The following is a 14,764-nucleotide window of genomic DNA, read 5'->3' as shown; positions in this document are numbered from 1 at the left end:
TCCGAATACGAACATCAACTCAATAGGCGAAGTGAATTTATTATTATTGAAAATTAATACGATTCGAGTACGTGGCAATTTTTTAAAAAAATAACACTTTTCTATTTTAGCCCTAAAGTCTTTCACTTTAGGGCTTTTCTTTTATTAGCATCTAAAATTATTTTTTTTGGGATGAATTCAATACAAACACCAATTTTGAAAGGCACTGCAAAACAGCTATCTTCACATGAAACTAAATTCGCAACGTACAATCATGGTCAAAACCGCAGCAGAAATCAAGGAATTACTTTTCAATCATAAAAATGATTTAGGTTTTATTTTAGGAAACGGAATCAATTTACACTACCAAAAAGACAATGTTTCGTGGTATAATTTACTGCTCAATTTATGGAAAACACACGCTGATGAACCCATGGATGAAATTCCAGAAGGCATCTCATTCATAGAATTCTACGATGCGTTGGGTTTGCAAAATGTAACACAATCTGGTTTTTCCACACAATTACAAAAAGATGTAAAAGCAAAAATGTTAGATTGGCAACCAGATGATGCGCAAAATTTAATATTAGACAATATAAAATCATTCAATGCGCCCATTTTGACTACTAATTTTGACGATCTCATTCCGAAATCTATGAAACTTGCTCCGCATCGAATTCCAAACACAAGTTTCACAGATCACTATCCTTGGGCAACATATTATGCAAATAATGAACTCAATTCGCCATTAGACGGGTTTGGCGTTTGGTACATGAACGGAATGGTAAAATACCACAGAAGCATCAAACTTGGCTTGTCGGAATACATGGGAAATGTAGAACGTGCGCGCAAAATGATCAATAATAACTACGGATATATTCCAAACAATAAAACAAATCCGTGGGTACAAAACAATACGTGGATTGATATCATCTTCAACAAATCACTATGTATTTTTGGATTAAGCTTAGATGAAACAGAAGTCTTTTTCAGATGGTTATTAATTCAACGTGCAAAATTCTTCAAGCGCTTTCCAAAATACAGTCACAAAGCTTGGTATATAATGAAAGCAGAAGACAAAAACCCAAAAATGGTAGGAAAGAAATTCTTCTTAAAATCAGTTGGTATCGAAGTTATAGAAGTGGAAAACTATTCGGTACTATATGAAGATATTTGGAAGTAATTAGGTCATAGGTATTTGGGTTTTAGGTTTTAGGAAGTTTTTTAAGAACGCCCAAATAAACAAATTGATAAAATGAAGTACATTTTGATATAAAAACCTGTATAACCAATTTACCCTAAAGCGAAGCTTTCAAACAACTAACAGCTAAAAGCAAAGCGACCCAAAACCCAAAACCCAAAAAACCGTTCGCCATATGCTATTTCCCGTTCGTCATAATTTCGATTGTCAAAACTACAAACTGTTATACTTTTACATCGTAATCAAAAAACGACAGACATGCAATTAGTATTCAAACTCATATTGAGGCTCGCCTTTTTCTTGGCCGCCATCGTTGCATCGGCACAAGATATCTCAGGAACTTGGAAAGGTGCGCTAAAAGTACAAGGAATGGAACTTCCTATTGTATTCAACATTTCTCAAAGTGATAATGGGTTCACAACAACATTAGACAGTCCAAAGCAAAATGCTTTCGATATGCCTACCGACAAAACTACGTTCACAAATAGCAAACTCACCATTGTATACGATGGCATTGCTATGGAATACGAAGCAACGTATGAAGATGGTACTTTCAAAGGTACATTTCATCAAGCGGGACAATCATTTCCATTAAATTTAGAAAAAGGAGAAAAAGAAGCTAAAAAACTTAAGCCGCAAGAGCCTAAAAAACCGTATCCGTATGCTTCTGAAGAAGTTATTTTTGAAAATAAAAACGCAGGAAACATCAAATTTGCAGGAACACTAACCTTACCAAAAGGTGTAAAAAACCCGCCTGTAGCAATACTAATTACAGGTTCAGGACCACAAAATCGTAACGAAGAATTACTAGGACACAAACCATTTTTAGTATTAGCAGATCACTTAACAAGACAAGGAATTGCAGTATTGCGTTATGACGATAGAGGAACTGCAAAATCAGAAGGCGATTTCCAGTCAGCAACTTCATTTGACTTTGCTAGCGATGTAGAAGCAGCCATGGCATATTTACAAACCCGTAGCGATGTTGTAAATCCAAATAAAATTGGTTTGGTTGGGCATAGTGAAGGCGGATTAATAGCACCAATTGTTGCTGCAAGAAACAACAAAGTAGCTTTCTGTGTATTGCTTGCAGGTCCTGGTGTAGACGGAAAAGAAGTACTACTGACACAAGGGAAACGTGCTGCGGAATTAGAGGGTTTTCCAGCAAGTGATATTGCTATTTCTCAAGAAGTATCAGCAAAAATTTTTGATATCAGTGCAGACTTCAAAGGAGAAGCGTCAAAAAAGCAAATGAAAGAATTGCTTGAAAGTGTAAAAACAAGAATGACTTCACCAAAAGCAAAAGAAGAACTGACAGATAGCGCAATTGACCGACAAATAGAAATGATTACATCTCCATGGATGCAAGCATTCTTAGGATACGATCCGCAAACATCACTACAAAAAGTAAACTGTCCAGTATTGGCAATCAACGGAGAAAAAGACTTTCAAGTATTGCCAAAATTGAACTTAGACGGAATTAAAAAAGGCTTACAACATAACAAAGATGTAACCATCAAAGAATTTAAGGACCTAAACCACCTATTTCAAACCTCAAAAACAGGAGCGTTAAGTGAATATTCAGAAATTGAAGAAACATTTGCTCCTGTTGCGTTAAACTTTGTTTCAGACTGGATTAACGAAAGATTCTAAATCATCAATCAATCAAAAATGCACTTTTTCAAACTTGAGAAAGTGCATTTTCTTTACATTTGACATATATTTATAAAAGATGGAAGCCTCTAAAAAAGAGAACACATATATTTTTTGGATTTTACAATTTTTAGGTTGGGGATTATTAATCAGCATAAATATTTTAGGACAAATCTATTTAAGCTCTGGAGGGCAAGTAAAACGCTCCTATATTCTTTTTGAAGGCTTGGTATTCGTGATTCTTGGAGTTGGACTTACCGCTTGGATACGACTCTATTTAAAACGATTTAACTTTGTTGAAAATCAAACACTAAAAAACTATCTAAAAGTAATCGCTTTATACATCGTAGTAACGTTTGTATTTGTTGTATTACTTCTTGGAATAAGTAAATTACTCTTCACTTCCTTTCACGGAACAGAATTAGTTCTTAACAGAAACATCATCTTTCTTAATTCCGTTAATGTAAGTATTTATGTCTTCTTTTGGATCATACTATACGTATCAATTAAATCCATCATGCGTATGCAACGAAATAAAATGGATCGTTTGCGTTTAGAAGCTTCGCTGAAAGAATCGCAATTAAATACCCTAAAAGGACAGCTCAATCCGCACTTCATGTTCAACAGTCTCAACAATATTCGCGGACTTATGTTAGAAGATGTAGATAAATCTAGAGACATGCTCACACGACTTTCGGAAATGCTGCGGTATTCACTCAACATGAACAAAGTAGATGCCATTCAAATTGGACAAGAAGTGGAAACAGTAGCAAACTATGTAGCACTTTCAAAAATACAATTGGAAGATCGTTTGCAATACGAACAACAAATTAATGAAGAATTGTTGGAAGTAAAAATTCCGCCAATGATTTTACAAATGTTGGTCGAAAATGGAATCAAACACGGAATAGCAGAACAAAAAAACGGCGGAAAAATAAAGTTAATTGTCACGGATAATAACAAAGAAATTATCTTGCAAGTCAACAACACAGGAACCTTAAAAACAAAAACCGATTCTACACGTATTGGCGTTGAAAATATAAGAAAGCGTTTGGAATTATTGTACGGAGAAAAAGCTACATTTACACTAAACGAAGTGGAAAATGAAGTGCATGCCATTATAAAAATACCTGTAAAATAAGATGGAAAATATCACGGCAATCATAGTTGAAGACTCTCGCTTAGCGCGGAATGAACTCAAAGAACTCTTAAAAAAACATCCACGAATAGCATTGATCGCTGAGGCGGAAAATGTCGATGAAGCTTTTAAACTCATCAATTCGACACAACCACAAGTATTGTTTTTAGACATTAATATGCCTGAAAAAAATGGTTTTGAATTGTTAGAAATGCTAGACAATGTTCCGTTAACGATTTTCACAACTGCGTATGACGAATATGCCATAAAATCCTTTGAATACAATGCGTTTGATTATTTGCTGAAACCGATCAATCAAGTCCGATTTTCCAAAACAATCGAAAAAGTAATCCAAACCATTGAAAAAGAAGCAACCGAAGAAAAACCATTTGAGTTGCATCGTCAAATATTCATCAAAGATGGCGAAGACTGCTGGCTCATTCGAATCTCAGAAATTGCCGTATTTGAAATTGTCGGAAACTATACGCGTGTCTACTTTGAAGAACACAAACCGTTAATCTACAAATCGCTCAATCAAATAGAAGCAAAACTACCTGAAGAAACTTTTTTCAGAGCAAATCGTCAGCAAATCATCAATCTAAATCATGTAGACAAAGTAACGCCTTGGTTTAACGGGAAACTTAAAATTAATATTAAAAATTCCAATCAAGAAATAGAAGTCTCACGCAGGCAATCGTATAAATTTAAAGATGTATTAGGGTTTTAGTTCTAAGAGAAAAGTGCAAAAAAATGAAATACAAAGAATTTATAGAAAAAGTAACTGAAGAAATAGAATCAAACGAAATTAACTATCAAGCGTTAAGAGATAAGTTACAAGAATTTATGCATTTTTTGACACAGTTAACAAAATTAGAATTAAACGAATCAAAAAAAGAAGCGAACATTCAATTTAAAAATGGAATAGCTTTAAATACAAAAGATGCTGCGTTGTGTGTAGTAGATATCATACGAACACGACAGTTTATTAGAGGCGTTTTAAAAGCCGTAAATGACATTAAAAAACAAAAATCATCTGTCATAAGAATTATGTATGCTGGTACAGGTCCTTTTGCGATGCTAATTTTGCCGTTACTAACAAAATACAGCAGTGATGAGCTACAACTCACTTTATTAGAAGTTAATAAAGATACTGGTGCACATTTAAAGCGATTGATAGAAAAACTGGAAATTGGAGCATACATTGAGAAAATTGTATTTGAAGATGCTTCAAAATACAAGATCGATGAAAAAGATGAAATAGATATATTAATAAGTGAAACCATGCAGTTTGGTTTAGTAAAGGAACAACAAGTGCCAATAATGCTAAATTTAGTTACGCAACTAAAAGAAGATATCATCATGATTCCGCAAACGATAAAGCTAGATTTAGCTCTGTTGAATGCAAACACTGAACTAATATTCAATAACAAAGAAGAATTAAGATATAAAACCCTAAAAACGGTATTAGAATTTGATAATCAATTCATCCGAAAGCATTCAAACGAAATAAAACAAAGTAACCGAATTGAGTTATGCAAGCAATTACAATTTAAAGAAATAGGTAATGAAGAATATGACAGATTAGTAATGTTAACTGCGATTCAAGTATATGGAGATGAATGGATACATGTAGATCTAAGTAGTTTAACAATACCAAAAAGAATATTGAATTTAGTTGATGTTGAAAAAACTAAAAACGAAATTTCAATAGATTATGTGATAAAGGAAATTCCTGATTTTGAATATAAACTACATTAATATTAAGTTTTATCAAGATGCGTTTTAGAAGAATGATTTGTGGAGTCGTAAATTCCTTGCAATTCTTCTTCAGTCAAATCACGCCATTCTCCCACAGGAACATCCAACGGAATGTGCATAATACGCGTACGTTTCAGCTTTACAACTCTATAATCTAAATACTCGCACATTCTACGAATTTGACGATTTAAACCTTGAGTCAAAACAATTGTAAACGTATATTTTGAAAGTTGTTCCACTTTACATTGACGCGTTAATGTGCCTAAAATTGGAATTCCATCGCCCATTTTTTGAATAAAATCAGCCGTAATAGGATGATTTACGGTCACTTCATATTCTTTCTCATGATTGTTGCGTGCACGTAAAATTTTATTCACAATATCACCATCGCTTGTCAAAAAAATCAAGCCTTCACTCGGTTTATCCAAACGTCCAATAGGAAAAATTCGCGTTGGGTAATTAATATAATCAATAATATTATCTTTCTCTACTTTCGTATCTGTTGTGCAGACAATCCCGATAGGTTTATTAAACGCCAAATACACTTGTTTCTCCTTCGGATTCGTAATCAACTCGCCATCAACATGTACTTTATCGCCAGGTGCAATCTTAGTTCCCATTTCGGGTACAACACCATTAATCGTAACACGTCGTTGCTCAATCAGTTTATCAGCCGCTCTGCGCGAACAGTAGCCAGCTTCACTTAAAAACTTGTTGATTCTTGTCAGTTGAATATCGCTCATTTCATTTCCTTTCAAAGTGCAAAGCTAAGGAAAATAAGCATGCTTTGTTTATTGACTTAACTCGAAATTGAACTTTGACGAATAAATAGCTTCAAATCGTTCAAATCGCCATTAAAATAATCTTCATCAACATCAGTTCCATTAATATTTCCAGTAAAGCTATATTGCCAAATTGTCCAATCACTCCAAGTACTTGGTAAATCTGGCTTCGAAGCATTAGGACTTGCAACCCAAAGTGGATATTTGGCAAATCGGGAATCATTTAAATAGCTATCTCCAGTACTATGATTCGTGTAAATAATTGGCGTGCGTTGGTATTTTTGTTCGATAAGATCAAGAAAATCAAGTAAATCAGTAATTATTTGAGTATGATCGGTTGTTTTAATACTTCCATTTTCAAAATCAACAACTGGAGGCAATGCATCTGATGGATATTCACTTCCAACTACATTAAAAAAATTATCTGCTTGCGATTGCGGCGCATCGTCGGTATAATAAAAATGGTAAGTTCCTCTAATAAATCCTTTCTGAGGAATCGTTTCCCAATTATGAGCAAAATCTGGATCTTGAATCGTAATTCCTCCAGAAGCTTTGCAAATTACAAATGCTAAATCAGTGTTATTTGTATCAATAGAATCAATCAAATTCCCTTGCGACTTTGAAATATCAATTCCTTTAATTTGTGTAGACATGGCAGTAGTTTTGGTTAAATAAAAATCAAGGTACAGAAAAATGATGCTGCCACAAAAAAAACAGACTTAATCGAGTAGAAACACGTATAAATTTCGGCCACTTCCGTGTGATTCTTCATCCGAAATATACACAGTTGAATTATCTGTAAAGCAAATACTTTCCTTTTGTGAAGTATGACCCAAATCGTATTTCTTTACGGTTCCGCCTAAAAAATCATCACCTTTAAAATCGGTAAACTGCCAAACTGCGTTGTGAGATAACAACACAACTTTCTTTCCGTTTGGACTCATCGCGGCAGAAGTTACCCAACATTCTAGATCGCTACAGGTATTAAATGTGCTAATAAATTCCGCTTTATATTTTCCCGCTTTCGCTGGAATTTTATACAAATTAGTTCGCCCGTAATCACTTTTTGTGCGACTTTTAGTGAACAAATACAAATTGCCATTGTGATGAAAAAAAGATTCTACATCAAAATGTCTATTCTTCTTTTTAGGCGGAAATTTCTTCTGATCAGGAAATGAAAACGTAATCTTTTGTGGTTCAATACTTTTCTTAGACGCTAAATCGGAAGCAGACAACATATAAATTGTTTGATTCTTTCGATCGTTCGCGTTATTTCCAAAATCGCCTACATACAAATTTCCTGCTTTATCTTTCGTTAAATCTTCCCAATCTCTATTCTTACCATTAATATACAAGGTCTTGTAAATCTTTCCTTTAGCATTAACTTCATACACTTTCGGATCATTTCCACTATCATTCACCATCCAAAAACTATCTGAATTTGGAATATTTTCCATTCCAGAAACTTCTTCAAGATCGCTCGAAATTTTTCCAGCGTAATTTAGTTGCCCGTAATTCACAGAACAATTAGAAAACATTAAAATAAACAGGAAATATCTAAAAAGCGTATGTTTCATAGCGTGGTTTTTCTCAAAAATAAAGGTTTCCACAGAAAACATAAAATTTTACCAATCAATTAAGAAGAGTTTATGACTTATTAAATTTTAAACGCTAAATGTTGAATTTTAAATTAAAAAGTATTTCTTTACAAAAACACCAAACATGCAAATAGACGTACTCATAATTGGCGGCGGCGCAGCAGGATTTTTTACAGCAATCAATATTGCTAAAAAATACCCTGAAAAATCTGTTGTCATTCTTGAAAGAGGAAAAGAATTTTTAACCAAAGTTCGTATTTCTGGTGGCGGACGTTGTAATGTAACGCACGCTTGTTTTGACCCGAAAGAGTTGGTAAATTACTATCCAAGAGGTGAAAAAGAACTCTTAGGACCATTTCATCAGTTTTGTTGTGGCGATACAATGGGTTGGTTTGAAGAACGTGGTGTAGCACTGAAAATTGAAGATGATGGCAGAATATTTCCTGTAACAAATTCATCACAAACGATTATTGATTGCTTTTTGAGCGAAGCAGAAAAATACAAAGTAGATTTTAGAGTGAATCATGCGGTAAGAAACGTTTCAAAAATAAATGATGCTTGGCAAGTAGAAACAAGTCAGGGAACGCTGCAAGCCGGAAAAGTAGTATTTACCACAGGAAGCAATCCTAAAATGTGGAAACTGCTAGAAACGCTCGGACATTCTATAATTCCTGCGGTTCCATCACTATTTACGTTCAATATAAAAGATCCGAGAATCAAAGATTTACTCGGAATTGCAACACCAGCAAGTGTAAAAGTGGTTGGTACAAAATTAGAATCTAGCGGGCCATTACTCATTACACATTGGGGAATGAGCGGACCAGGAATTTTAAAACTTTCCGCTTGGGGCGCGAGAATTTTAGCTGACAAACATTACAATTTTCAAATAGAAGTCAATTGGTTAAACGATGTCGACAAAGAAGATTGTTTGGCAAATATCAAAGATTTTAAAATAGAATTGGCTAAAAAAACGGTTCAAAAAAACAATCCATTTCACTTGCCAAAACGTTTGTGGCAACGAATTATTCAGGCAGCAGGAATTCAAGAACAAACGCGTTGGGCAGATTTGAACAAACAACAAACGGAACAACTTGCCAATCAACTAACAACGGCAATTTTCAATGTAAATGGCAAAAGCACCTTCAAAGAAGAATTCGTTACGGCTGGCGGAATCGACTTAAAAGAAGTCAACTTCAAAACATTTGAAAGTAAAAAACAGAAAAACCTATACTTTGCTGGCGAAATTCTAAATATTGATGCCATTACGGGCGGATTTAACTTTCAAAATGCATGGACAGGAAGTTATATTATTTCGGAGAGGATCTTTGATTCATAGACTTCTTAGATTTTTTGATGCGCTTTGCTTTTAGATTGCTAACGCTTTTAGAATGTTAGATTTATCGCTAGTGCGAATTTGTAATTCATGCCGACAAACACGCTAAAACTACAATTCGTCATTACGAGCGATAGTGAAGTAATCTGTTTATTGTAGAACGATACTGTTCTTTGAAGTAACAGATTGCGCTAGCGCGAGTTTGCAACCCGCAGATTTTATAAAAATCTGATTTCAAGGAATTAGTAGTCTAAACCCAGTATTTACCTAGTATTTAGTTCTTTTAAAGCACAATTTTATGTCTATATTAGAGTTAATTAAAAAAAATGAATACAAAACTGAATACGATTTGAAAAAATTAAAACAATTTTCTGAACCAAAAATCTATACAGGCAAAGACGATCTTTCAAAGCGATGGTATGTCTATTTTTCTTATCGAAATCCAACTACAGGTAAACTAGAGAGACAGCCACCAATCTACGGAGAAGCCAATAAGTTAAAAACAAAAACAGACAGGTTAGCTTATTTATCAACCATCCGTAAAGTATTGCATCAAATGCTTAAAAAAGGATATAGCCCTTTTGAAGATGCAGTAGTAACAGATAAACGTCTTTTAGAGCAGTCAAAAGTTGAAACTATAAAAAAGCAAACCACAAGACGGATAAAAAGTCAATGTCAGACCTATACTGTAAAGCAAGCAATGGAATTTGCGCTTTCTCAAAAACAACCAAATTGGGCAAAGAGAACAGCGTCTACCTTTACAGGACATTACAATAAGTTCATGGATTGGCTCGAACAAAACAAATTAAACAATCTTGACATTAGTGATTTAAAAAAGCGTGATGTAAGCCTATTTCTAAATACCTTAAAAAAGACACAAACTAAAAAAGAAAAGTTAGCTAATGTTCAGCCCGATGTAGTTGCTCCTAAAACACGAAACAACTACAAGGCGACCTTATCAATTTTATTTTCGCAACTAGCGGATGATGAAATTATCCCACATAATTATGTAGAGACGATAAAGAACGTTAAAAATAAACCGAAGAAGAACAAACCATTTTCAAAACAACAAATTATTGATATCAGAGAATATCTCAATGAACACGATCCATACCTGCGCGTATTCATGCAATTTATGTCCTATGCTTTTCTTCGTAATGTAGAAGTATGTAGGCTCAAAGTTAAAGATATCGATTTAGATGCTAAACGATTATTTGTGCGCTCCAAAACAGCACCATTAGCAATCGTGCCTATTATTGGAGAATTAGAACATGTTATTCGTAAAATGAATTTAGAAAAATACGATCCAAATGATTATCTAATTACAAGAGAAGAAAAACCATTTAATTGGGATATCGAAGAAGCAAATAAAACCAAGCATTTCGCTACAAAATTTAGAAAGGTGAAAAATGTGTTAGGATTAAGTGATGATTATACATTATACTCTACTAGACATACCGCAGCTAGCAATCTATATAATCATTTATTATCACAGGGTAATTCAGATGAAGTTGCACTTATGAAACTCATGCAAATCACACGTCACACTTCAAAAGCAGGGCTTAAAAACTACCTACGTGAAATTGGTGCAACATTACCAAAAGATTATGGAAATATGTATAGTATTGAATTCTAAACACTACCAATGTAAGATAAGTTAAGGGGGTTTGAGTTGTATAATCTCAAGGGAAATCCCCCTTTAACTTTTTTTTAAGAACGTAGAACAATAATTCACTGAAATCTTTGTTTCGTAATAAAATAATTAAATGACTTTATTGTAAATTTGAAATCCCTAAGATTCCCCAATATTTAAAACTGAAATTGTATAATAAAAACCCCTACAAGTAAAGAATGGATCATGGTGAGAATGAGAATGAATATCCCTCTTTTATCAGAAGATTATTAGAAGCATTCATTAACAAAGTAAAAAAAGAAGAAAGAGAAAATAAGAAAGATTTAGAAATAAAAGAATTACTATCAGACTTAGATAAGAGTAAAAATATTTCAGTAGATGCTATTGAAAAAGTAATTAAACAAGATTTGAATACTTAAATTACATGTCCTTTCTTGCGCCTACAAGTTGATTAGATATAGTATCAATGTCTGCATTTTTTATTAATTCTGTGAGATCGGTATTGCTTTTCTCTTCCATATTTTGTGCCTTAATAATTACCTTTAAAACTTCAATTAAAATCATTTTTTTAAATGACCCACGTTTTTTCAAATCTTCCCAATTATCTTCTGCTTCTGTTTCCAAACGGTCAAGAAAAACGTCTCTATCATCCTCTTTAGTATCTTCAATATCTTTTTCAACAAACTCAATAAGTGTAATCTTATTTTTTTCTTGCGGATTAGTTTTTTGCTCCAACATTCTATTTAAGGTAGAGATAGGTAGCGACGATTTTTTACTTATTTGATAGGCTGTATAGCCTTTTCGTAATACATAATCTAAAGCTTGTATATAAGTCATTTTTAGGGATTTTAGGAAAAAAATGATTGAACAAACAATATTTTGAACACAAAATGGTTATATTTGTAAATATAAGTTCATTTTTATGTTCAAAATATTTGTTTTATATAAATGCCGATTCTTTAACAATTATACATCACAAATATAGCAATATAACTTTAATAACATAATTTATTTAAGATTTATCCTACATAAATGCTAGTTATTTAACAAAATGAACTTAAAAATAGGTTTATCACTAGTAAAATTTATGACCGCAGTAACAGTATATAACGTAATTAAGGCACTTCCTCAAGAGGAGATGCCAAAGTTATATAAACTACTGGGTATTAATATCACTACAGAAGCACAACCTCTAAAGACAGTAAAAAAAACAAAACCTATTGCTGATACAGTTGCCGAAGAATTTTTACGAGCAAATGTATTCAGATCAAAAAAAGTAAAATAGTTAGTTAATCTGAAAAGTGAGTTGAAAATATTCTTATTGATTATTTGGGGATTTAGTCAACAATTCTCACTCACTTTTCTTTAAAAAACCCATTTATGGCAACAAAACGCAGATTAAAAATCAGACTCAGTATAAAACACACACTTCGAGATTATAAAGGATTTGGAAAGCAAGCAAACGGAATGACAAGAAGTGGATTTGACGAATTATCTAACGGACAAATTGTTAGCAAAAAAGATTTAGAAAGAGCCATAAGAGGATGAATATCGTTCATCTAACCGTGAATTTCAAAGGTGTATTTACACCTTTGAAAATTCACATGTAAACACAAAACAGATGCTAGAAGAACTTACAGAGCCAAAAGCAACAGCAATATATTATATGAATCATACCGAGTCATTCGGATTTACAGAAAAAGAACTTTGTGAATTTGTAATGTTACTTATGATTCCTGCATTTTTTGATATTCTAATAAACAAATACGAAGATCATATAGAATTTATAATCAGTGTTAGTAAAACTGATAATGAGTATTTAAAAATTCATAGAATGCATGTATTCCATAACACAATTGAACACCTAAGCAATGTTGTATATGAGACACTTGAAAATTCGTATAGCGTCGGAAAAGAGTATGATATTTTAACCGCTAAATGCAAACTAGATGCAATTAATCAGTAACTACAGACCCACTCAAATTGAGTGTCCTTATTTCCTTAGTGAAGATAAGAGCGAGACTATGCAACGGTATCGTATTTTCATTAATACCTACAATTCCAAAGTTGGCGCATTAAACAAACAAGTGAAAGCTTACAATAAAAGGGTACATACTTTTGTAGCTGAACATAATCTAAAAGCGCAAGCTGCTACAGCGAATGCCAATTTTAAATCGCAAAAAAACAATAACACTTTTAACAAAGAGCTTTCTGTAGACGATTACAATGCGCTAGTAGAAACTACGAATTCAAAAATGTTATTACTTACTAAGAAAAGGTACAAAGCTGTAAAACAAGCGCAGGAAGCTACTTTTGAGGTTATTTTGTGGCTGTACAGTCAGCAGCTTATCAAATTAAGAAAACAACTGCAACTATTGTCTGATGGTGTTGCAGTGGCATTTCCTAAAGCACAAACCAATTCCTATGAAATTGCAAATTTCACCAAAGATGGTATTGCTAGAGTATTGTATTGCCGTAATACAATCAGAAACCATATTTATCGATTACGAGAAGCAGGTGTTTTTGTAGAATATCAATCAAGAGGTGGAAAAAAGCCTGTTAATTACTTTATAAATGAAGCCATTTTCGTGTTTCGTGATAACACAAAAGCTTCTATTGAAAATCAACAAGTTAGCGAATTAGAAACACAAAAATTTACGCTACATAGTGTAGATACAAGAACATTTACTAAAGAAATAATAAAAAAAGTAGGGAATGTTGATAACCATTCCCAAGAAGCGGAAGTAATTTCTTTTGCTGATGAAAAAATCAGCAAAAACAAGAACACTTACAAGATCACCAAAGAGGATAAACCCTTAAAAACTTCCAATCAGAACGCAGGCAAACTAGGCGGCGGCGAAAATTTTCCGAAAAATGAGTTATCAGAGTTTCTGCGCTCACAAGTTCAGTACAAATCTGTGCTTTTACAGTCGCTTACGGCGCATCATTACGACAATTACAGCTTTTCTGCATCGAATATGAATCGTCGTTTGTCAACAGAATCTACCGATGGTGCAATGTCAAAACAGGAATTTAGAGAACTGCTATTGCAACAGTTTTTAAAACTTGCTGCGCCAATCTGGAAAGGCAAAGATGTGTATTACGGTAGTTGGCATAAAGCTTATGAGCAAATTGATGATGAATACTTACGCAATCCAAATGGAAGCATTCCACGAAAACAAACGCAGCTGTACATGTTTGGGTATCTCGTGTATCGAATAACCCGTGCGAAACGCTTTTTTAAGAGCAAAAAACAGTATCAAATACATTTTCCTTGTATCTACTTCGATGCAACCCGAAAACGACCAAGTGAGGGCGGATTTGCCTATACGGTGGAATGGCTCAAACAATATCAAAAGTATAAAGACATGCGTACAACGAGAAAGCAACAAAGAGCAACCAAAGCAGGAGCGCGTCGACGAATACTAACAACGGAAGAAAAAGTACGCGATAAAGTGAAACAATATATAAAAGGAGAATTCACACTACCGCAAGTATATCATTATATAGAACAAAACAAAGGCATTCCGAATTATTTTGTATCGGAAGTACCAAGAATATTAAACACACTCACGCATAAAGAATTTGACTTATATGAAAAGAAGTAATACATGTAAATGTACCTCCAAAACAAGAAGCGCCTGCGGAAACTGCTCGCGGCTTCGTATGGTATTCTTAATGTCGCATAG

Annotated in this window: 16 protein-coding genes; 12 read left to right on the top strand and 4 right to left on the bottom strand. The window is 33.5% G+C overall.

Annotated features, from left to right (window positions below; genetic code table 11):
* The first annotated feature begins 226 nt into the window (after positions 1-226).
* The 5 genes from AB8B65_RS11665 (at position 227) to AB8B65_RS11645 (ending at position 5,729) form a co-directional block, all read left to right on the top strand.
* The gene (locus AB8B65_RS11665; RefSeq protein ID WP_405301195.1) at positions 227-1,162 is read left to right on the top strand and encodes a hypothetical protein; all 936 of its coding nucleotides are present in this window, start codon (positions 227-229) and stop codon (positions 1,160-1,162) included.
* Between the two features lie 276 nt (positions 1,163-1,438).
* Entirely contained in the window at positions 1,439-2,833 is a 1,395-nt protein-coding gene (locus tag AB8B65_RS11660; protein ID WP_405301194.1) for an alpha/beta hydrolase family protein, read from the top strand.
* A 79-nt stretch (positions 2,834-2,912) separates the two neighbouring features.
* The gene (locus AB8B65_RS11655; protein WP_405301193.1) at positions 2,913-3,974 is read left to right on the top strand and encodes a sensor histidine kinase; all 1,062 of its coding nucleotides are present in this window, start codon (positions 2,913-2,915) and stop codon (positions 3,972-3,974) included.
* Between the two features lies 1 nt (position 3,975).
* On the top strand, positions 3,976-4,698 hold the full coding sequence (locus AB8B65_RS11650) for a LytR/AlgR family response regulator transcription factor (RefSeq protein WP_405301192.1): 723 nt from the start codon (positions 3,976-3,978) through the stop codon (positions 4,696-4,698).
* Positions 4,699-4,721: 23 nt separating this feature from the next.
* Entirely contained in the window at positions 4,722-5,729 is a 1,008-nt protein-coding gene (locus tag AB8B65_RS11645; RefSeq protein WP_405301191.1) for a hypothetical protein, read from the top strand.
* 2 nt (positions 5,730-5,731) lie between these two features.
* Here the strand turns inward: AB8B65_RS11645 and rluF are convergent, their stop codons facing one another.
* From rluF to AB8B65_RS11630, 3 genes are all read right to left on the bottom strand, one after another.
* Positions 5,732-6,472 (bottom strand): 23S rRNA pseudouridine(2604) synthase RluF, encoded by a 741-nt coding sequence (rluF, locus tag AB8B65_RS11640; protein ID WP_405301190.1) that lies wholly within the window; start codon positions 6,470-6,472, stop codon positions 5,732-5,734.
* Positions 6,473-6,528: 56 nt separating this feature from the next.
* Positions 6,529-7,164: a glycoside hydrolase family 25 protein gene (locus AB8B65_RS11635; protein ID WP_405301189.1), complete on the bottom strand. Its 636-nt coding sequence runs from the start codon at positions 7,162-7,164 to the stop codon at positions 6,529-6,531.
* A gap of 66 nt (positions 7,165-7,230) precedes the next feature.
* Positions 7,231-8,088 carry a hypothetical protein gene (locus AB8B65_RS11630; RefSeq protein ID WP_405301188.1) on the bottom strand — a complete coding sequence of 286 codons (858 nt, stop codon included), beginning with the start codon at positions 8,086-8,088 and terminating at the stop codon, positions 7,231-7,233.
* A gap of 145 nt (positions 8,089-8,233) precedes the next feature.
* Here AB8B65_RS11630 and AB8B65_RS11625 point away from each other — a divergent pair, with 145 nt between their 5' ends.
* From AB8B65_RS11625 to AB8B65_RS11615, 3 genes are all read left to right on the top strand, one after another.
* Positions 8,234-9,445, top strand: a complete 1,212-nt coding sequence (locus AB8B65_RS11625) for an NAD(P)/FAD-dependent oxidoreductase (RefSeq protein WP_405301187.1) — start codon at positions 8,234-8,236, stop codon at positions 9,443-9,445.
* Positions 9,446-9,791: 346 nt separating this feature from the next.
* Entirely contained in the window at positions 9,792-11,078 is a 1,287-nt protein-coding gene (locus tag AB8B65_RS11620; protein WP_405301186.1) for a tyrosine-type recombinase/integrase, read from the top strand.
* Between the two features lie 215 nt (positions 11,079-11,293).
* Positions 11,294-11,494, top strand: coding sequence for a hypothetical protein (locus AB8B65_RS11615; protein WP_405301185.1), 201 nt, complete (start codon positions 11,294-11,296; stop codon positions 11,492-11,494).
* A 1-nt stretch (position 11,495) separates the two neighbouring features.
* On the opposite strand, the gene AB8B65_RS11610 is transcribed toward AB8B65_RS11615, so the two are convergent.
* Complete coding sequence (locus AB8B65_RS11610) at positions 11,496-11,912, bottom strand: hypothetical protein (RefSeq protein WP_405301184.1); 417 nt, start codon at positions 11,910-11,912, stop codon at positions 11,496-11,498.
* Positions 11,913-12,162: 250 nt separating this feature from the next.
* On the opposite strand from AB8B65_RS11610, the gene AB8B65_RS11605 reads away from it, so the two are divergent.
* The 4 genes from AB8B65_RS11605 to AB8B65_RS11590 all read left to right on the top strand — a co-directional run bounded on the left by AB8B65_RS11605 (position 12,163) and on the right by AB8B65_RS11590 (position 14,683).
* Positions 12,163-12,360, top strand: coding sequence for a hypothetical protein (locus AB8B65_RS11605; protein WP_405301183.1), 198 nt, complete (start codon positions 12,163-12,165; stop codon positions 12,358-12,360).
* 95 nt (positions 12,361-12,455) lie between these two features.
* Positions 12,456-12,623 (top strand): hypothetical protein, encoded by a 168-nt coding sequence (locus AB8B65_RS11600; protein ID WP_405301182.1) that lies wholly within the window; start codon positions 12,456-12,458, stop codon positions 12,621-12,623.
* Positions 12,624-12,696: 73 nt separating this feature from the next.
* Positions 12,697-13,041 (top strand): hypothetical protein, encoded by a 345-nt coding sequence (locus AB8B65_RS11595; RefSeq protein WP_405301180.1) that lies wholly within the window; start codon positions 12,697-12,699, stop codon positions 13,039-13,041.
* On the top strand, positions 13,025-14,683 hold the full coding sequence (locus AB8B65_RS11590; protein WP_405301178.1) for a hypothetical protein: 1,659 nt from the start codon (positions 13,025-13,027) through the stop codon (positions 14,681-14,683). The genes AB8B65_RS11595 and AB8B65_RS11590 overlap by 17 nt, the downstream gene beginning before the upstream one ends.
* Positions 14,684-14,764 lie beyond the last annotated feature (81 nt).

Origin of the sequence: Kordia sp. (assembly GCF_045105435.1) — a bacterium.
GTDB lineage: Bacteria > Bacteroidota > Bacteroidia > Flavobacteriales > Flavobacteriaceae > Kordia.
This window is presented reverse-complemented; position numbering and strand designations above follow the sequence as displayed.